Source organism: Actinopolyspora biskrensis (genome assembly GCF_013408175.1).
In the GTDB taxonomy this organism is placed as follows: domain Bacteria; phylum Actinomycetota; class Actinomycetes; order Mycobacteriales; family Pseudonocardiaceae; genus Actinopolyspora; species Actinopolyspora biskrensis.
Genome location: NZ_JACBYW010000001.1, coordinates 490,334 through 509,200, shown reverse-complemented (window position 1 = coordinate 509,200; position 18,867 = coordinate 490,334). Strand labels below are relative to the sequence as shown.

Below are 18,867 nucleotides of genomic sequence, written 5' to 3'. Positions count from 1 at the left end.
CTCGCAGCACCCGGCACCACCGCCGGCCAATTGGACGTGCCCGTGACATACCGGCCGTTTCCACTGCTCACAAACCATTTTGCGTTTTTCGCCCCAAACGATGGTGGTGGTCGTGGCAAGATCCAATGAGTTGATCAAGGATGAGCGCAGTGGCCCGCACCGAGCGGCGGAACAGTCCACTGGTTCGGAGGGTGGTCGAATGGGTTCTGAAACGTCGTACCTCCCGGTTACGGCGGCGTGGGCGAAGGCCGGCAACACGTCCGAACCCGTACCGCACCCGTTGGTCTGCCATCTCATCGACACGGCAGCGGTCGCCCATGAGCTTTACGAGGTGTTGCTCGGCCCGAGTGTGCGTGCCGAGTTGGAAGCGGGATTACGTCCGCTGGGACGGCCACGTTCGGTCGTGGCCGTGCTGTGCGGGCTGCACGACCTCGGCAAGTTGTCCCCGGCGTTCCAGGCATTGCGGCACGACATAGCCGCGGCCCGTTTCTCCACCACTGGAAGTGTTCCTGTTCTACGGGCTTTGGACTACGCGGAAAAGAGACACCGAGCCACACCGGAACGGACGGACCTTCCCCACGGCGTGGCCACCGCGGCGCACATGGCGGACCGTTTCCGCAGGATGGGTGTCGCGGGTGAGACAGCCGACGAGATCGCTTCGGTGATCGGCGGACACCACGGGACCTTGCCACAACGTGCGGAAATCCGCGCGGCCCAGCGCAAGGCAGGAGACTTGGGAACGGGACCGTGGCAGGTGGCTCGGGACGAGTTGATGGACACCGTCGCGTCCCTGTGGGACTGCACGTTCCCGGCCACGGGCTGCACCGAAGTCGCGCTACCGCATCCGGCGGGTGTCGGCTTGGCCGGTTTGACGACGATCAGCGACTGGATCGCGTCGAACCAGCGGTGGTTCGAGGCGCACCCCGATGTGTCGGACCTCGCCGAGTACCGGGCAAAGGCAGTGGCGACCGCTCAGCAAGCCATCGCCGAGCTGGGCTGGCAACCGTGGCGCCCCACTGATGTGAGCTGTGCGGGCATGTTCCCCGAACCCGCTCCGAACAGTCTGCAACGGACCGTTGAAGAGCTCGTCGCCGACTGCGACTCCCCCGGCATCCTCACGATCGAGGCTCCCACCGGAGAGGGCAAGACGCGGGCGGCTCTGCAAGCAGCCGCCACGCTGGTTCAACGGCTCGGCCTGTCCGGCATGTACATGGGCATGCCGACGAAGGCCACGAGTCGACAGGCACGCGGCGAGATCGATGCGCTGCTCACACAGCAGGGTTCATCGCTGCGGGCGAATCCCGTGTACTCCGGGGCGACGGCCGAGCGGAGTCCCCACGGGCCACGTATCGAGGTGCGCGAGGTCGGTGTTGATGAGCCGTCGCGGGAATCGGACGGCGCATCCGCCGACTCATCGGCAGAACCCGACTCCGAGACCGGAAGCAACGAAGTCCACGAGTGGTTCGCCAAGAAACGTGGGTTGGCGGCACCGATCGGAGTGGGCACGATCGACCAGGCGCTGCAGGCGGTGATTCGCTCGCGGCACAACTTCCTGCGCATGTCGTGCCTGAGCAGCAAGGTGCTCGTCGTCGACGAAGTGCACTCCTACGAGACGTACACCTCCACGCTGCTGGACCGGTTGTTGTGGTGGTGTGGCCGGTTGGGCATCACGGTCGTCCTCCTCTCCGCGACCCTGGCGGCCACCCGGCGCGACGAACTGATCGATCGATGGCAGTCCGGTCACCGCAATCCCGCTTCTGCCCCTGAGGAACTCACCGCTACCCAGCCTGGCGGATGGCAGGTGACGTGGGCGGACGGCACCGGTCGCAGGCCGCCGAGGGAGTTCGGGGTCAGCGAGCAGAACCCCCTCGTGCTGAAATGGATCCACGAGCGGTCCACCACCTCCCGTGATGACTCCAGGGATCTCGTCGGCTGGTTGCGCGAGAACATCGAGTCGGAAGGCTGCGCCGCGATCATCCACAACACGGTGGCGCGTGCGAAACGGACTTTCGAAACGCTGCAGACCGAGTGCGCCGGCTGGGAAGAACCACCGGAGCTGTTCTTCCTGACGGGCCAGCTCGACGCCAAGGACCGAGCAGAACGCGAGCAGATCCTGCAGGCCAGGTTCGGAGCCGAGAGCGAACATCGCCGTGGCATCGTCGTCGGTACGCAGGTGCTGGAACAGAGCCTGGATCTCGACTTCGACATCATGATCACCGATCCGTGCCCGGTGGACCTGTTGCTGCAACGCGCCGGTCGACTTCACCGGCATTCGCGCTCCGCCCGCCCCGTATCCAAGCGCATGCTGGGACTCATCGATCCCCGACCACCGGCGAACGCGAAGCAGAAAGCGAAGCGGAAGTACCGGTTTCCGGAGTCCGCCGTGTACCGGCAGTACCTCAAGATCTCCACAATGGAGGCCGTGGGCGCGAACATGACGCTGGACATGCCCGCTGCGGTGCCGAAGCTCGTGCAGAAGGTCTACGTCGAGGAAGTTCGCCCGAACGAGGAAGCGCGATACGAACAATGGGACGAATCTCGGAAGCGCTATGAGCGCACCGACCACGTTGACACCCACGAAGGAGAAGTCGCCGCGCTGCCGATGTCGATTCCCGGGCAGAGCCTGAACGAGTTCACCCGCCACACGACCAACCCCAGCCGAACACGCAAAGAACGCGGCAGGAAAGAGCAGCAGCCATGAGTCCGGAAGACGCTCCCGAAGCCGACGAAGCCTCCGATCCCCCCATCGAAGCGGCGATCAACGTCGTCCCCGTGTGGCGCGTCGATTCCGGGGAACTCCACAGCCGAAGAGGAGGAATCGTCGACCCGGAGGCCGAGACACTGGACGAAGAACTGGTACTTGCACTGGCGGATTCCGTGGTCACCCTCTCTGCTCCGGTGGACCTGTCACCTCGTGCGCTGACGGTGCTTCGCGAGCAGCTGCCACTACCGCCTGCGTTCGATCGTTCCGGCTCGCTGCGCGGCCACCAGCTCCTCGAACTCGACGCACAAGGTCGCACGGTGGTGGACGAGGTGACCATCCACCACCACACGACCTTCGGGCTGCTGGTCCGGGATCGTGGAAGATCGCTGGAGTAGCGGCACCGGTTCCGCTCCCCAGTCGGGGGACATCGTTACACGGCCACACCCCCGGAGAGCACACCGATGACGAGCCAAACAACGACCACGAGGACCATAGCTTGTGTCAGGGACAGGTTCAGCTGGACACACACATCAGGCCGCCCGTGAGGACTGACGTACTCGAGGTTTCGCACACGTGCTCCTTCCAATACCGCAGAAGATCCTCTCCTGATCTTGATGTGCAAAGCTACTGGAAGCCGCAGAACGAGTCAAGCAGGTACGCATAAGTATCATTCAGCAATGGAGATGGGCACCTTGGTAGGCTTATGCATGTTCCCAAGCAGCCTTGGGGTGACTCGCAGGTGCGCATCGCACGAGTTATTTCCCCGCGACAGCGGGGGTGAAGGTGGCGTGCCGTGGCACTCGCCGACTCGAAGCCACGGCACGCAACACCGGCCCACGAGGCACTCCTCGCTGAGTCCGGCCGACTCCTTAAGGAACAATCCGTGAAGTTCGACCTGCTTACCGAACCGTGGCTTCCGGTGGTCACGCTCGATGGCGCGCACACCGAGGTCAGCATCCGGGACGTATTCACCCGGGCGCACGAGCTGCGTTGGCTGGAGGGGGAAACGCCGGTGGTGACCGCGGCGTTGCACCGGATGCTCCTCGCCTTCGCCCACCGCTGCTACGGGCCCGAGGACGCCTCGGTGTGGAAGCGACTGTGGACGGGATCGTCGCTGCACGAGCGCTCGGAGGACGAACGGGCCTTCGAGGATTACCTGGCCACCGTCGCCGACCGGTTCGACCTGTTCCACACGACGCGTCCGTTCCTGCAAACTCCGGCGCTGAGCGAGAAGGCTTGGGGAAACGTCACCCAGCTATTACCGCACAGGGCGACGGGCAACAACGCGACGCTGTTCGACCACACGACCACCGCTGACCGCGTAACCCTGTCCCCGGCCCAGGCCGCGCGGTGGCTGGTGACGCTGCAGGCGTTCGACGTCGGCGGACTGAAAACCCCGTACCGCGTGGACAAGTCCTCCGAAGCCGGTCTCGCCAACCGGTTCGCCACGACCCTGCTCGAGGGCTCAACCCTGCGCGAGACCCTCCTGCTGAACCTGCCGATCTACCATCCTCATGCGGGTTATCCGCGGCCGACTTCCGCCGCGGACTGCCCGACGTGGGAGTACGAGCATCCGCCGGGACCGGAACCGGACAAACAAGGACGTGCCCCGAACGGCTGGACGGACATGCTCACGTGGCCGTCGCGCCGCGTGCTGCTGCACCCCGCGCACACCGACCAAGGGGTGCGTGTGGACGGTGTGATCATCACGCCGGGTACCAGACTGCGCACAGAGCTGACGGACTCCGAACTGATGGCCGCCTTCCGGTACAAGACCAAGCGACAGCGCGGCAAGGTCGTCAAAACCGGCCAGGCCCAGCCCGTCGTGCTCGAGGAGCTGCGCGGCGTCTGGCGCCACGCACGTGAACTGCTCGTCGGCGACTGGGAGAACGCGCACCGCGAGCGCCCCCGCACCATCGAACACGTGGCGGAGATGGCCGCTTCGGACAACATCGCCGCCGATGCGGTGTACACGCTGCGCGTGTTCGGACAACAGCTCAATCCCCAGGGCGGGGCAGTTCATGCTTGGCAACAGGAGACGCTGCCCGCCCCCGTGGCGCTGCTGCGCGCGGACCTCCGTCACGAGGCCGTGGGTGACCTGCTCGGTCTATCCATCGGGCTGGCCGATGACGTCGGCGACGCGCTCAAGAGACTGGAACGCGATTTCGCCACGGCACTGTCCGGAGAGACACCGGCTAAACGCCAATTGCTGGCGCAGTGGTACTGGCCTCGGTTGTCCGAGCCGTTCGGCGATTTCCTCCGGGATCTGGGGCGAGCGTTGAACAACGATGATGCCGGTACCCAGCAACAGGAACTGCTGGATGCCGCAGGGCGCTGGAAGAAACGCGTCCAGAGGACTGGCGAGAACACCGCCGATCAGTGGGCTGAGGACCTACCACGACGCGGAGCACGCCAGCTCCAGGCACTGGCGAAGCCTTTGAACGACTTCCAAGGCCTACTCGACTGGCTCTGCCGAACCTTCGACGCGAACACCGCGCGGTACTACGACCCCAGCAAGGAGGAGAATGACTGATCAGGGACTCCAGAATCGACAAGAACGGTTCATCACCGAGCTGCGACGAGAAGCCGCGAACCTGTCCGCTGCGGAGAACCACCTGGTCCGTCAGGCCAGAAAGCGCTTGGCGGAGCTGCGCCGAGGCGTTGGCAGATCCTACCCCGCGCCGGCCGCGTACGACCTCGTGCTGCAGTACGATCCGCCGGAGACTCAGGAGCAAGCATGGCTGCTGACCGCAGGCCTTTTCGCGCTCCACCCGATGAAAGAAGCGAGCGGCAGCCGTTCGCTCGGCAGCTCCCTGGGGCAGCTGCACGGTGTGGGTGCCACTGAGGCGCGGTTGCGGCAACTCGCCACAGTCGACCAAGCTCGGTTGCCACACTACTTGCGACAAGCCGTGCAGTTACTGCGGTCGCACGATGTAGGAATCGACTACCTGAGACTGCTGCGCGATCTCTGCGTGCTCACCAATCCGAAAGTGGACACGCACAAACTGCGGCTGCGTTGGGTACGAGATTACTACCGCACCGTTCATGCCCGAACCGGTAACTCCTCGACGAAAGGAAAAGCAGCGTGATTCTTGAACTGCACCTGTTGCAGTCGTTCCCGACGAGCAACCTCAACCGGGACGACATCGGACAACCCAAATCCGTGACGTTCGGTGGCGCGGTCCGCGGACGTGTCTCCAGCCAGTCGATGAAGCGCTCCGCACGAGGTTTGTTCCAGCGCTACGGCCTGGACAAGCAGGAAACCGGACTGCGCACCAAACGGCTCGTCGAGGGCGCCGGGAAGATCATCGACAATGCCGAAGAACCCAGCGCAGAAACCCAGGCGATCGTCCGCGAGGGCATCCGCAAGCTCGGCTTCGAGGTCGATCAGTACGACCTGACCGAGTACCTGCTGTTCGTCGGTCAAGGTGCTCGGCAAGAGCTGGCTGATTACTGCCTGCGCAACTGGGACACCTTGTCCAAGGCCGCCGCAGGCAGGACGGATTCAGGCAAAACCGACAAGGTAAAACCGACGCAGGGCGACCTCGCGGAAGGCCGGCGCATCCTCAACGCCGAACGGGTCGCCGACGTCGCGCTGTTCGGACGGATGGTCGCCGACAACAAGGACTTCAACGTCGACGCGGCCAGCCAGGTCGCACACGCGATCTCCACGCACGCCGTGGCCACCGAGTTCGACTTCTACACCGCTGTCGACGACCTCAAGTCCGATGACGAGGCCGGGGCGGACATGATCGGCACGGTCGACTTCAACGCCGCCTGCTACTACCGCTACGCCAACCTCGACACCGAACAGCTCACGAAGAACCTCGGCGGCGACACCGAACTCACCGCGCGAGCAGCGCGCGCCTGGCTCCACTCGTTCATCGCCGCCCGCCCCAGCGGTAAGCAGAACTCGATGGCCGCGCACACCATGCCGGAAACCCTGCTGACCGTGGTGCGCGACCACGGGAGTTGGAACCTCGCCAACGCGTTCCTCAAGCCCGTTCAAGGCACCGAGCTGATGGCAGACTCGACCAAGGCGATGCTCGAGCACTTCGCCACACTGCGCCGCTTCTACGGGGACGAGGAGATCCGCAGCGTCACCGGCTCCGCGCTCTCCTGCGAACTGCCGACCCTGGACCCCGCTGATCAGGCCGCCTCCGTGGAGGAACTCGCCGAGCGGACCCTCACCGCAGCGACGACATGACGGTTATGACGACAAGGACGCTCGCACTGCGGATCGACGCCCCCATGCAGTCCTGGGGGATCCGGTCCGAATTCATCATCCGCGACACCGAACGAGAACCCACCAAATCGGGCATCGTCGGCCTCCTGGCTGCCGCGCGGGGGAACGCGCGTCACGAAGAAACCGCCATCGCTGAACTCGCAGGCCTGCGCATGGGGGTGCGCGCGGACCGGGAAGGACTGGTGGAGCGCGACTTCCACACCGCGCAGAACGTGCCCAACACCGAGGGCAAGGGGCACCGCACGGTGATCAGCAACCGGTACTATCTCGCCGACGCGTTGTTCCTCGTCGTGCTGGAGGGAGATCCGGCGCTGCTCACGGAACTCGAGCAGGCTGTTCGTAGACCGCACTGGCCGCTGTTCTTCGGCCGCAAGGCATTCGTACCGGCCAGCCCGCTCGTGGCCGCTCCCGAGGAGCAAGCCAACCGGGGGACGGGGCTCTTCAGCCACTCACTGCCGGACGTGCTGCGCAGCCATCCGTGGCTGGAAACGCGCCGTGGGGCGCGGCAGGAAGCAGCCGGTTCCGACGAACACCTGCGAACTGTGGTCGACACAGAGGTCACCGATCCGGCGGCGGAACCACGTCACGATCACCCCCTCTCGTTCGACAGAGATGATCGGCGGTACGCCACGCGTGCCGTCCGCACCGGTGAGGTTCCCGTGCCTCCGGAATCAGCCGATGGAGCTTCCCATGTTTCTGAGTAAGCTTCCCGTCAATGTCGTTTCCAGGAAGTTTCGCCGCGACATAGCGAACGTGCACGACATGCACCGGACCGTGATGGATGCTTTCCCGAGCACCGACCAGTCCGCGGCCCGTAGCGAACACGGCGTGCTGTGGCGCTTGGACCGCACGACCCAGGGGTACGTGCTGTACGTGCAGAGCCGAATCCAGCCGAATTGGGACAGACTACCCGAGAACTACCTCTCCGAACGTGGGAAGGTGCGGTGTCTGCAGCCCGTGTTGCAAGCCATTCGCGCCGGGACAGCGTTCCGATTCCGGATCGTGGCAAATCCGACGCGACGGCTGAAACCGCAAAACGACTACCGCAACGACGGGAACCGCAAACACAATCGTCGTGTGCCGTTGCACCGGCCGGACGAGCAGACTTCGTGGCTCGTACAGCAAGCAGAACAACGCGGATTCGTGCTGCCAGCTGCGTCCACGGGCGAGCCGGATGTCACCGTCACGCCGCTACCGGATCTCAGCGGACGTCAAAAGGACACGGCCGAAGGTACGCAATCCCCACGTCATAACAAGATCACGATCGCGCCGGTCCGATTCGACGGGCGCCTCGTCGTGACCGACCCAAACCAGCTAGTACAAGCGATCAGCGACGGCATCGGCCCTGCCAAAGCCTACGGGTGCGGTCTCATGAGCCTCGCCCCGGTGAGCAACGGCGCAGGGAACGACTGAACGAGAACGGTTCCCCGCGCGACAAAGCACGGGGAACCACGTTTCAGAAATAAACCGCGGTCACAAAAAGGGTTATTATAGCCACTTAACTAATTGACAAAATCAAACAAATACTCCTGACATCAACTCAACGTCCCAGTCCGCCCGAAGACAGTCACGTCACCTTCTCTACCAACAGAAAACAGCGCTATACCATATCAAATACAGATCAACAACGCCGCCGAGCAATCGATTGCGATAGTTCCAACTCATTAAATACGATCACACTCATCGCCACACCGCTCCACAAACAACCCCTCTTCTTAAACTCCAGCAAGACAAGATAAATTCCCCACACAGGTGAACATTTTCCGACTAAACTTGACGCAGAACATATCGGATATATTCAACGGATTGCCAATCTTATTGACTACGAGACCGAAGTGTTGATTACTTCCCGGGTGAGCAATCTTCGCACGGTCTCGGAGCTGGCAGGTTTGTCGGCGGGTACGAGTCCATTGCGTCGCCACGCGACGAGTAGTTGTTCGCGTTCCCGGGGTGTTGTACCGCCGCGGATACCGTGCTGGTCGGCACGGGGTTGGGTGAGTTCGTCGGCCAGGCATTCAGTGCGCACCGGGCATCGGGCGCAGATGGTTTTCGCGTGCCGACGCCGCCAGTAGGCCTCGTGGCCGGATTCGGGGCGATCGTCGGGGCCGTACCACAGTTCGATCGGAGTTCCCGCGCACGCGGCATGCTGTTCCCATCCCGGTGTCGAGGAGGCAGAACTGGTCATGTTGGTCATCGCCGTGCCGTGTCGGTGGAGGTGGCACCGACGGGCTCACCCTCGCGCGGCGGTGGGCGCAGAAGAACCTTATGGAACTCGGGCGTCCTCTGTGGAGAATGCACGCGCCACCCACTGCGGTGGGTTTTCGCCTCGTACATGGCGAGGTCGGCGCCGGCCAGAGCCTCGTTCAAGGTCGGGGCCGGAATAGTCACTGTGGTAATGCCCAGTGAGACACCGACGCGCAGCGGCCTGCCGAGGTCGGGCACCGTGATCGGCGCGGTCAGCGCGCTCAGCAGTCGATCCAGCTGATCGAGGTCGGACAGCCGGGTGACGAAGGCCAGCTCGTCCCCACCGAGCCGTCCGGTAACCGCCGCGGTGCCGAGTTCGGCCTCCAAGCGCCTGGCGACGGTGCGCAGCACACGGTCGCCGGTGTGGTGGCCATGGGTGTCGTTGATCGGTTTGAACCCGTCGAGATCGAGCAGGCCGACAGCATTGGCCTTGGTCAGTGTTCTGGCGGCGGCTGCTTCGAATCCTGTCCGGGTCAGCAGACCGGTGACCGGGTCGCGGTGGGCACGTGCGAGCTGGCGGGTGCGGCTGCGAAGTCGGCAGGCTGTGACGGCCCATCCGGCGGCCGCGGCCACGGTCGCCGTGCCCAAGGTGGCCGCCGAGCGTGACGACCGGCTGGTCAAGGGGGTCGACATCCATTCGCAGAGGTGCATGACGGCTGCCTTTCGACGAGTTAGACGTTGTGCTGCTGGACCTCGTTGTCTCCGGTCGGGATCGTGTCCGCGTCCGTCGAGAACCGGTCGGTGCGGGCTGGCGTTCCGCTGTCGCGGTGGCGGCCGTCGAGACAGTGGGAATGAACCCAGTCGGTCAGCCGCGCGGCGAAGCCGGGCCGCCATTGGTGGTGCCAGTACTGGGCGTCGCGGACGTTGGCGGTGGCGCCGATGTTGGCCCGGCGCCAGGAGTAGGCAAGCGTGGCCACTTCCATAGCCAGTGGCGGGTGGGCGCGCCAGCAGTCCGGAATCGGTCTGGCCGGCCCTCCGGACAGACCGACGTAGGTGATGTTGAACCAGGCCACGAAGTTCTCAACAGTCCACAGTGGGCTGTGTTCGTCGTCGCGGTGCCGACGGTCCTCGGCCGCTGCGGGCGGGGTGAACACCACCCAGGGGGCGGGCTGATCTTCGACGGGGTCGTTGTCCTCGGTATCTTCGAGAGCCTCGATTCTGTCGTCGAGAGCCCTGACTCGGGTGGACAGCCCGCTGGCCACATCGGTGAGGGTGTTGACCTGGGCTTGCAATTCCCGCAGTGTGCGCGCGGGCTCGGACTCCCGGGAACGGCCGACAGTGATGTCCTCCTCGTCGTCGCTCATGGCGCTCTTCCCTCCTGGCAAACGGGTGTGGTGCTCGGCTGTGTCGGGGTGTTCAGCGCGTAGCCCTCCGGGGAGACGGCAGCCTCACCGTTGCGCACGGTGTTCACGTCGGCGGAGAGTTGTTTCCAGTCGTGGCGGCGGGTGACATCGACGGTGCGGGCGAGAACGGGCTTGAGGTGGCGGTGGAAGATGAGCACGCAGCCACGGTCGATGGTGCGCACGGCGCCGGGACGGTAGGTGGGCACGGTCTCGGTGCCGATGGAGGTGCGGCCGGTGCCCAGCAACCCGTCGGACTGCTGTTGGTAGCGCAGCCGTTCGTGGTGATCGGCGATGGTGGAGATCCATTCGAGGGTGGTCGGATCTTTGACCCCACCCCAGAGGGTGAGCGTGGTGGTGTTGTCCAGCAGTTGGCGCCGCCCGGCTTCCTCGTAGAGGATGTCCAGGTGCGCCAGCGACTGGGCGGCCCAGTCGATGCGGACCCCGCGTCCGGCCGAGTCGGCCAGGATCTCGGGAAGCCGCGGGATCGGGGTGGCGTCGAAGAGTTCGTCGAGCACGTTGGTGGCCGGTGGGTCCAGCCGTCGGGAGGGGCAGGTCAGTGCCCTTTCCTGTTCGGTGGTCAGGATGTCCTCGACCAGGGCGGTCAGGATCGGGCGGACCTGGGCGGCCTGGTGTTCGCCGGCGATCAGGAACAGGGAGCCGTGGTTGTCGATGAAGCTGCCGGCGTCGAACTCCTGACCCGGTTCGGGACTGCACAGTTGGCGCAGCTGTGGGTCCAGCCAGGGTTCGATGACGCGGCGTACGCTCAACCACACCGCATCCGACGTTTCGGCGACCATGCCGATCTCGGCTCGTAGGTTGTCGGCCAGCTCAGGAAAGCCGGAGTGGCGCAACAGCTCGACCGGCTCCTGGTCGGGCGGTTTGGTGATGGCCCAGGTAACCAGGTCCCCCACGCCGCGGTCGTCGTGGGCGGCGGCGATCAGATAGCTCTGCACGACGGTTTTGGCGCGTTCGCGGAAGATCTTGTCGTTGCCGCCGACGCTCTCCAAACCGACCGCGGCGGCGTCGACGAGGGTTTCGGCTCGTCGGCGGGCGACGGTGAACTCGGTGCAGCCGGGGATCGGAGAATATCGCACTCGGGCTGGCCAGGACACCTCGCCGGTGGTGTCGAACACCAGCACCGGGCCGGCCTGCTCGCGGCGGGTGCGGGCCAGGGCGGCGAATTCCACCAGGTCCGGTTTGGTCGTCGAGCACAACAGCGCGCCCGGGGCGGCCAGGGCTTTGTGCACCAGGTCCGTGCGTGATTTGCCCGACTGAGTAGGAGCGAACGCGCCGGTCGGGTTCTCCAGCGGAACATACAGGCGCTGGCGGTTCGGCCCGCGGTGCAGCGGGACGGCCAACTCCTCCAGCGGGGCGCGACGCCGCTCGCGTGAACTCAGCCCTGGGCGGGTCCAGCGGGCGGTGCGGCGGGCGGCTTCCGGCGAGAGCTCGCGGCGGATGTCCTCCCGGGAAGCATGCCCCGGTGCGGAGGGACCGAATCGGTGCCAGATCAGCACAATCCCCGTTGTCACCACGACTGTCCCCGTAGCCAATATCGTCACGGTGACAATCCAGTACAGCCCGGCCCGCCCGTCCAGGGCCATCTCCCACGGGGTTCCGAGTCCGGCAGCCGGATCTGTCGGGTGGGCGAACACGCCGAGCACTCCGTCAAGCCAGGCGTCGAAGCCGGGCATGCTCCAAGGGCCTTCGGCCAGCGCGGTGGCCACAGCGGCACCGGTCATGAGTCCGGCGGCCAGCGCCAGCAGCAGGCCGAGTCCGGAAACGAGCAGGCCCAGCAGCATCAGGTCGCGATCGGCTGCCGGTGACGGACGACGATGTGTGCTCATGTCCGGTTCCCTTGCTGCGCAGTCGGTTCGGCGACACGGCGGATGGCGACGATCTCGCCGCGCCACGCGGACAGCTTCTCGAGGACCACCCCGGTGTCCGCGTCATAGGCGTTGACGATGAGCCCGTGCCCGGCGTAGATCCCCACGTGTCGGGGGTTGCTCGGCGAACCGAGCGAGCCGGGGATGAACACCAAATCTCCGGGAGCCAATTGGGCGACGGAGCCCACCACGCGTCCGTCGTGGAGCTGGTTGGTGGTTCCGGCCGAGACAGCCACACCGGCATGTGCCCAGGCGGCCTGGGTGAGCCCGGAGCAGTCGAACGCATCCGGTCCTTTCGCGCCCCACACGTACGGCGCGCCGAGTTTGCTCAGCGCGTATTTCACGGCCGCGCGACGGCGCGGATCGGCCGGCAGCTCGAAATCGTCCGGAATCTTCTGCGGATCCAGTGGCGTAGTGGAGCCACCCTGATCGGAGCAGCCCAGCGCGGCCTGCTGCGTCGGGCCATCCGTGTTCGACCCGGACTCCGGTGGTGGATTGTTGGGCCCGCGCCAGAACTCGTGCGTCAACGCGCTGGCCGCGGGCTCCTGCGGGGCGTAGCGATCGGGATAGGCACTGCGCTGCACCGCCTGTTGGGCTCGTCCCGGCGGCATCGAATACCACCCGTCGAGGGCGACCAGGTGGTCGAGGAAGGTGTTGGTGGCGTAGACGGGGTTGAGGATCTGTTCGCGGGTTCCCCAGCCCTGGCTGGGACGTTGCTGGAACAGCCCGAGGCTGTCGCGGTCACCGTGGTCGAGGTTGCGTAGACGACTTTCGACGATGGCGGTGGACAGGGCCAGCACCGCAGCTCGTTGTGGGAGCGCCCGGCGCAGGACCACGGTGGTGATGGTGCGAGCGTTGGTCAGCTGTTCGGAGGTCCAGTGCCGGTCACCGACTTGTTGGGCCGGTCCTCCAGGACCGCCGGTGGATGTGCAGGCCCCCGCGAGAGCAGCCGCACCGCCTGTGACGGAGATCAGGGCCATTCCGATCAGGGCCAGTGGCAGCACCACCAGCATCGCCAGCGGTGCCGCGATGAGTCCGATTTTGCTGCCCATGGTTCAGCCCTCCCCTGCACCGCGCAGTTGGGCGTTGGTGTCGAACGCGGTCTTTTCGGTGCGGGAGAGCACGGTTTGGACCTTGTAGCCGGGGGTGTTTTCGAGCTTCCACAGCGCTCGCCCGGTGCGTTCCATGCACCAGCCGGTGGTCACCTCGGATTCTTTGTCGGAGAGGGCGAAATCCTCGGCCAACTCGTCGGCAACCCGGGTGCTTTGCCCGAACAGGATTCGCGTGCTGCACAGCGCCAGCAGGTCCTTGGCGATGGCGACTTCCTGCGAGCCGGCGCTGCCGACGGAGAGGAAATCGCTGGGTTTGTGGCCGACGAGGACCTGGATTTTCTGCTCGGCTCGCGAGAGCCGCAGGTCCGAGTCGACGGCTTGCACGGCTTTCGAACCCAGTCGCATTTGGCGCCAGACCTCGTCGCGCACCACGATGCGGATCTCCCCGTCGTCCTGCAGGTCGGTGATCATCGACGACCACGAGCCCAGGCAGGTCAGTGCCACCGCCACGGCCTGATCACCGCGGCCGCGCAGCCCCGAGAGGTCCATGGACTGGATCGGGGCCTGCCAGTCCAGGTCGAAGTTGGTGGGCTCGTCGAACAATCCGGCCAGCGGGCCGGTTACCAGGTTGGCCAGCGCGTCGGTGATCGGGCGCAGCGTGTCGAGGAACTGGCGCCGGTCGGCGAAACGGGTCTCGCGCCAGAGCTGCTCGTCCGGATCGGCCAGCTCGCGCTGCACGTCCGGGATCGTGACCGGCCGCAGCCGCGTGGTCCCGTCGGCGACGCCGAGCAGCCGGCGCAGCACCCGGGCCAGCACGGCCTCGTCGGTGACGGTGGGCACGTACCCCTGGGCTTCGGCCAACGCGACGAGGAGTTTGACCCAGCGGGCCAGCAACCCGTCGAGCTCTTCGCGCTGGCGCTCGATCGACCAGGACTCCCACCAGCGCGCCAGTGGCCCCAGATCCAGCGCGTTGAGCCGAGCCGGTGAGCCGCTGCCCAGCGCGATCGGGGTGATGCCCAGTGCGCGCAGCAGGGGTGAGTACTCGCCCTTCACATCACCGGAGATCAGCGTTTTGGTGCCGAACAACATCATGCGCAGCAAAAACGCGACCACGGTGCTGCTTTTGCCGCGGCCGGGTTCGCCGAAGACGACCATGTTCGGATTGGTGGCCAGGCCGCGCAGCACCCATTCGATCGGGTGGGCGTAGAACGCGCTGCCGGACAGCGTGTCGTAGCCGATGCGCGCCCCCACGGCCGGGATCCCGTTGGCGGCCAACAACGGGAACAGGCCGCCGATCTCGCTGGTGGTGGCCTGGTACACCGTCATCGGCGCTTCGACCGGGGACCAGCCATGTCCGGCACGGGCCCGGCCGCGACGGGGAGCCCGCGGCCGGTTGATCCGTTGCCCCGTGGAAGAGCGTGGTTCCTCTCGGGATGTTCTGGGGGCGCGCGGTGGGGTCTGGCCACCGTCGCGAAGCAGCTGCGCGGCACCGCGCCGCCGAATGCGGGTCACAGGAGACCTCCTCGTGAGCGGGGTAGGCCGATGCCCACCGGTAGGCAGGCGGCCACGAAGGAACTGTCCTGGGCGAGATCGAGCCGCAGCAGGCGGAACCGGCCGGCGGAGTCGTTTTCCAGTCGGGCGGCGTGGTCCTCGATCTGCCGGTCGGCCGGCGCGGTCACCGCCGCGACAGCGGAGTAACGCACGATCGAGTGACCGGCGGCCACGGCCTGCTCCTGCGCCCGCGCACCGCCGGCTTCCCGCTCATCGACCGCCGAGGCGGAAAATCCCTTGCTGGCCTTGTAGTCGCGCATCACCCCGGAGCGGAACCGGTAGTTCTGCACCGACTTCGAAGCCGCCCGAGCGCCCATCACCTCGTAGTGGATGGCCACGCACCGCCGTTCCCCTGCGGATTTGACCGCCAGCAGGGGTGACAGCGAGCCGAACACGGTCCCGGATTCGGGCATGAGCACGCTGTAGGACACGGTCGAATAGGCGTCGTGGTCGTAGTGCCGCCACCCCGGAGAGGGGGCTTGGGTCGGACCGGCCGCGGCCTTCGGCAGCCCGTCGACGCCGTCGCCGGTCAACTGCCCGGCCCGCAACACCGCCGAGCTGCCGGGGTTGAACCCGGTGCGGATGGACTCGGCCAGAGCCCCACCGGACAACCACTCCACGCTCTCGGCTCCGAGGGCTTTGAACGGATCCTCGAGTCCGTCGAGCACGCGGTAGAGCACCCGCGCGCGGCCCTCGACGCCCCCTCCCGCGGCCGCGGCGGGTTTGCGCAGCGCGTCCTCCGGGCCGGACACCGTCACGAACACCTCGTGGCGCACCGAGACCGAACCGATGCTGCGGTCGAGCTCGTCGACCGCCTGCCGGGTCAGATCCGGCGCGTCGGCGACATCGTGGCGGGCACGCCACACCTCGTACTCGGTGCCGTCGTCGGGCACGGTGCGTACCAGCAGCGACAGCCGGTCGACGACGTCGCGGTGCCCGATCGACAACAGCAGGGTGCCCAGTCGCGAGGCCAGCCGGTCACACTGCTCGGCCGAGAGCATGCCGACCCCGGAGTGGGTCAACCGCGCGGTCGCGCCCCACCTGCCCTCACCGGTGTCGTGGATCAAACACACCCGGCCGTGATCCTTGAACACCGGACCGTCCGGAAAGGACACCCGCTGCAGCACACCGGGCAGATCCGGCTCGTCCGGATCGACCGGATCGCCGGCGGCGACCCGAGACTGCCACCGGGACCAGCCCAACGCCGTCCCGAGCTGGTACAGCAGCAGATGCACCAGCCACCGCAACGCGGGACGGCCCCGCACCGGAACGACCACGAGACAGGTCCCTGTCCCACAGGCCGCGGCCAGGATCAACGCCCGCAGGAACTGCCCGGCCGAGAGGGTCCACAGCACCGGCACCGCCAGCGCGAGGCAGGTCAGTGCCTGCCACGGGGACAGCCCCATGATCCAGCCGGGTTTCTCCCGGCGCGCCAGTCCCCGATACATCCGCACACTGCTCATCAGGTGATCACCGCCGCATCCGCTGCCTCATCGGTGGCAGCGGCACCACCGGCACCACCGCCACCGCTGCCACTGCTGCCGGAACCACCCCCGCCTCCGCGGGGGCCACCGCCCCGGGGACCGTTACCCCCGCGTGGAGTTCCACCACCGGGATCGTCATCACCGCCATCGGGGCCACCACCGTGCTCGGGCGGCTGCGGCGGGGGTTCCTCCTCGCCGGACGGAGCGGTCTCCGCTGCGGTGCTGCTTCCCGCGGAGGAGGTGTGTTGCGGACCGATCCCGTCCGAGGCGGTCACCTGCCCCCGATTGGCCGCAGGAGGCGGCGAGGAGGTGCTCGTCGCTGCTGAGGAGCTACTGTCCGAACCGGACTCCGAATGTGAACCGGCTCCGCTCGTTTCGGCCGACGCCCCGGTTGCGGAAGCACCCCCACCGGTGGTGCTCTCACTCCCACCGGAGGTGTCACCACCGATGCCGTAGCTGGCGCCCTCGCCCTCGGCGTAGTCGGCCATGGCATGGTCGAACCGGAGGGTGTTGGCCGCTTCCTGGGCCCCACCGCCACCACCGCCGGCTTCGGAGAGCTGACCGGCCCCGCCACCGGACGTACTGCCGGCATTGTCACCGGGGCTGGTCAGCTTTTGAATGCCTTGCAGGGCGGGGTTGCCGTTGCCGTAGGAGGCCATGCCCACGTTGGTGCGCAGCGCCACTCCGGCATCGCTTCCGGGATCGACGAAGGCGAACAGTTTGAACACCGCGAACGGTGCCGCCAGGGAAATCATCAGTACACCGGTTCCGGCCAGCAGGCCGGACAGACCTTTCGACCCCCCGGCGATGGACACGCCCAGCACCAACGTCAGTGCCAGCACGGGCTTCATGAGAATGCTGGCCAGCATCCACCGCAGCGCTTTCCAGTACCAATTTTTGGTCACATCGGCCAGCAGCCCGGCCGCAGTGATCGGGATCGTGGCCACCAGAATATAGATCGCAGCCTCGCGGAACAGCATTTCCAGCACGTAGCCGACACCGGTGGGGATGATGCCGAACACCGCGCACAGCCCCAGCACGTTGGCCTTGACGCTGTCCACGGCCCCGTCGGCGAATGAAGTGTGCTCCAGTGCGTCCTGGAAATTGGACGCCTGCAGCCCGTATTCGAGGATGCCGTTGGTCACCCCGTCAGCAGCGGCCAGAAACACGCCGACCATGCCCGTGGTCACCGCCAGAGCGATACCGTACTGCACCGGCCCACCGACCAGCCGCAGGAAGCCACTGCCGCCACGCAGACTGGTCATGGCAAGCTGCCAGAAGAACAATCCCAGCGCGATGACACCGGACAACCACAGCATCATCGGCCACAGAATCGAGATCGGTTCGGTCGTTGGGTCCACCACGAACACCGAGAACCGGTCGGCGAGTTTGAAGGCTTCCCGCAGAATCATCAGGCTGGCGTCCCAGACCGCCTGCATCGCCTGCTCGAACGCCGACGAGAACATGTTCTTGAGTTTGGTTCCGATCGAGTTACCGAGATCGTCGAACGGCCACACCCACAGCGGCCATCGCATTAACGCTCCTTGATCGGTCGGTAGTCGGCTCGCACCGCCGCGCTGCTACCCGGCCAGGCGCTCGGCGCTGCGGCGGGCAACGGTCCCGGCGAGATCCGCCAACGTCCCTCGACGTGGCGCAGGGCTTGGCAATCGCCCACGCCTGCGGAGATCGTCCGTCCCCTGTGGTCCACCGAAAACTGGCCCAGCACACAGGCCACGACATAGCGCTCGTTGTCGGTGGTGCCCTTGATCTGGCCATGGGTGGCCTCGTATCCCACCCGCAGATCCGGCACCGACCCGGTCTCCTTGAGACCAGCGCTGCTGCGCATCGACGTCAGCAGGGAATACAGCCCGGTGCTTTCCGGATTCGGTGCACCGTCCAGGGCGAGCTCGCGGTATCCGCGGGCATAGACGCCCGGATCTCCACCCCGCATCGCCGTCTCGTCCAGCGCCGCGAGCTGGGCCAGCGCGCCCCGCGGGGTGTCGGGAAACCCGGTGGGAATCCACTGCCCCCGCGTGCGTTCCGGGGCGGGGAGCGTGATCGGTGGGCCGGCCCGCTCGGTACTCAGCGGGTGAGGTCGCGCGGCCGCCGGCGGCAGCTGCGCCATCTCCCGCGCGGCCAGGCTCTGCTGGGCGTCCACGTTCCAGTTGCCGCTCTCCCGGCTCGGCTTCGAGGACGGTGTCCGCGGTGTCGGGGAACTCGGAGCGGACCTGTCTTCGGTGATCGAGCGTGCGGTCACCAGTGCCGCGATCAGCACCAGCACCGCCAGCGCTCCCAGTACCGCCGACAGTCCCAGTCGGGCGCGACGTTGCCGATGTCGTTGCTGTGCCGAGGCCCGCATC

Annotated in this window: 16 protein-coding genes; 7 read left to right on the top strand and 9 right to left on the bottom strand. The window is 66.4% G+C overall.

Features of this window, described 5'->3' with window-relative positions:
* The first annotated feature begins 199 nt into the window (after positions 1-199).
* From cas3 to cas6e, 7 genes are all read left to right on the top strand, one after another.
* A complete protein-coding gene (gene cas3 / locus FHR84_RS02350; RefSeq protein ID WP_179533746.1) occupies positions 200-2,701 on the top strand; it encodes a CRISPR-associated helicase Cas3' in 2,502 nt (833 codons plus the stop codon).
* A complete protein-coding gene (locus tag FHR84_RS02345) occupies positions 2,698-3,099 on the top strand; it encodes a hypothetical protein (protein ID WP_179533745.1) in 402 nt (133 codons plus the stop codon). The genes cas3 and FHR84_RS02345 overlap by 4 nt, the downstream gene beginning before the upstream one ends.
* A 488-nt stretch (positions 3,100-3,587) precedes the next feature.
* Positions 3,588-5,237: a type I-E CRISPR-associated protein Cse1/CasA gene (gene casA, locus FHR84_RS02340; protein WP_179533744.1), complete on the top strand. Its 1,650-nt coding sequence runs from the start codon at positions 3,588-3,590 to the stop codon at positions 5,235-5,237.
* A complete protein-coding gene (casB, locus tag FHR84_RS02335) occupies positions 5,230-5,793 on the top strand; it encodes a type I-E CRISPR-associated protein Cse2/CasB (protein ID WP_179533743.1) in 564 nt (187 codons plus the stop codon). The genes casA and casB overlap by 8 nt, the downstream gene beginning before the upstream one ends.
* Positions 5,790-6,911 carry a type I-E CRISPR-associated protein Cas7/Cse4/CasC gene (gene cas7e / locus FHR84_RS02330; RefSeq protein WP_179533742.1) on the top strand — a complete coding sequence of 374 codons (1,122 nt, stop codon included), beginning with the start codon at positions 5,790-5,792 and terminating at the stop codon, positions 6,909-6,911. Before casB ends, cas7e begins: the two co-directional genes overlap by 4 nt.
* Positions 6,912-6,916: 5 nt before the next feature.
* A complete protein-coding gene (cas5e, locus tag FHR84_RS02325) occupies positions 6,917-7,654 on the top strand; it encodes a type I-E CRISPR-associated protein Cas5/CasD (protein ID WP_179533741.1) in 738 nt (245 codons plus the stop codon).
* Positions 7,641-8,363, top strand: a complete 723-nt coding sequence (gene cas6e / locus FHR84_RS02320; protein WP_179533740.1) for a type I-E CRISPR-associated protein Cas6/Cse3/CasE — start codon at positions 7,641-7,643, stop codon at positions 8,361-8,363. Before cas5e ends, cas6e begins: the two co-directional genes overlap by 14 nt.
* A gap of 409 nt (positions 8,364-8,772) precedes the next feature.
* Here the strand turns inward: cas6e and FHR84_RS02315 are convergent, their stop codons facing one another.
* From FHR84_RS02315 to FHR84_RS02275, 9 genes are all read right to left on the bottom strand, one after another.
* Positions 8,773-9,135, bottom strand: coding sequence for a WhiB family transcriptional regulator (locus tag FHR84_RS02315; protein ID WP_218861868.1), 363 nt, complete (start codon positions 9,133-9,135; stop codon positions 8,773-8,775).
* 5 nt (positions 9,136-9,140) lie between these two features.
* Positions 9,141-9,815, bottom strand: a complete 675-nt coding sequence (locus FHR84_RS02310) for a GGDEF domain-containing protein (protein WP_179533738.1) — start codon at positions 9,813-9,815, stop codon at positions 9,141-9,143.
* A 50-nt stretch (positions 9,816-9,865) separates the two neighbouring features.
* On the bottom strand, positions 9,866-10,498 hold the full coding sequence (locus FHR84_RS02305) for a hypothetical protein (protein WP_179533737.1): 633 nt from the start codon (positions 10,496-10,498) through the stop codon (positions 9,866-9,868).
* Positions 10,495-12,381, bottom strand: coding sequence for a type IV secretory system conjugative DNA transfer family protein (locus FHR84_RS02300; RefSeq protein WP_179533736.1), 1,887 nt, complete (start codon positions 12,379-12,381; stop codon positions 10,495-10,497). Before FHR84_RS02300 ends, FHR84_RS02305 begins: the two co-directional genes overlap by 4 nt.
* Positions 12,378-13,472 (bottom strand): C40 family peptidase, encoded by a 1,095-nt coding sequence (locus FHR84_RS02295; RefSeq protein ID WP_179533735.1) that lies wholly within the window; start codon positions 13,470-13,472, stop codon positions 12,378-12,380. The genes FHR84_RS02300 and FHR84_RS02295 overlap by 4 nt, the downstream gene beginning before the upstream one ends.
* 3 nt (positions 13,473-13,475) lie before the next feature.
* Positions 13,476-14,798 (bottom strand): ATP-binding protein, encoded by a 1,323-nt coding sequence (locus FHR84_RS02290; protein ID WP_179533734.1) that lies wholly within the window; start codon positions 14,796-14,798, stop codon positions 13,476-13,478.
* A 182-nt stretch (positions 14,799-14,980) separates the two neighbouring features.
* Positions 14,981-16,486, bottom strand: a complete 1,506-nt coding sequence (locus FHR84_RS02285; protein ID WP_179533733.1) for an SCO6880 family protein — start codon at positions 16,484-16,486, stop codon at positions 14,981-14,983.
* Positions 16,486-18,042: a hypothetical protein gene (locus FHR84_RS02280; protein WP_179533732.1), complete on the bottom strand. Its 1,557-nt coding sequence runs from the start codon at positions 18,040-18,042 to the stop codon at positions 16,486-16,488. The genes FHR84_RS02285 and FHR84_RS02280 overlap by 1 nt, the downstream gene beginning before the upstream one ends.
* The gene (locus FHR84_RS02275; protein ID WP_246300093.1) at positions 18,042-18,866 is read right to left on the bottom strand and encodes a hypothetical protein; all 825 of its coding nucleotides are present in this window, start codon (positions 18,864-18,866) and stop codon (positions 18,042-18,044) included. The genes FHR84_RS02280 and FHR84_RS02275 overlap by 1 nt, the downstream gene beginning before the upstream one ends.
* Position 18,867: the final 1 nt, after the last annotated feature.

Bases quoted from the DNA above. Each gene is read 5' to 3' on its own strand.
- cas5e (WP_179533741.1), top strand. From the start codon at position 6,917: ATGACGACAAGGACGCTCGCACTGCGGATCGACGCCCCCATGCAGTCC.
- cas3 (WP_179533746.1), top strand. From the start codon at position 200: ATGGGTTCTGAAACGTCGTACCTCCCGGTTACGGCGGCGTGGGCGAAG.
- FHR84_RS02300 (WP_179533736.1), bottom strand. From the start codon at position 12,381: ATGAGCACACATCGTCGTCCGTCACCGGCAGCCGATCGCGACCTGATG.
- FHR84_RS02275 (WP_246300093.1), bottom strand. From the start codon at position 18,866: ATGCGGGCCTCGGCACAGCAACGACATCGGCAACGTCGCGCCCGACTG.
- FHR84_RS02280 (WP_179533732.1), bottom strand. From the start codon at position 18,042: ATGCGATGGCCGCTGTGGGTGTGGCCGTTCGACGATCTCGGTAACTCG.
- cas6e (WP_179533740.1), top strand. From the start codon at position 7,641: ATGTTTCTGAGTAAGCTTCCCGTCAATGTCGTTTCCAGGAAGTTTCGC.
- FHR84_RS02285 (WP_179533733.1), bottom strand. From the start codon at position 16,486: ATGAGCAGTGTGCGGATGTATCGGGGACTGGCGCGCCGGGAGAAACCC.
- FHR84_RS02315 (WP_218861868.1), bottom strand. From the start codon at position 9,135: ATGACCAGTTCTGCCTCCTCGACACCGGGATGGGAACAGCATGCCGCG.
- FHR84_RS02295 (WP_179533735.1), bottom strand. From the start codon at position 13,472: ATGGGCAGCAAAATCGGACTCATCGCGGCACCGCTGGCGATGCTGGTG.
- FHR84_RS02305 (WP_179533737.1), bottom strand. From the start codon at position 10,498: ATGAGCGACGACGAGGAGGACATCACTGTCGGCCGTTCCCGGGAGTCC.
- FHR84_RS02345 (WP_179533745.1), top strand. From the start codon at position 2,698: ATGAGTCCGGAAGACGCTCCCGAAGCCGACGAAGCCTCCGATCCCCCC.
- casB (WP_179533743.1), top strand. From the start codon at position 5,230: ATGACTGATCAGGGACTCCAGAATCGACAAGAACGGTTCATCACCGAG.
- FHR84_RS02290 (WP_179533734.1), bottom strand. From the start codon at position 14,798: ATGACGGTGTACCAGGCCACCACCAGCGAGATCGGCGGCCTGTTCCCG.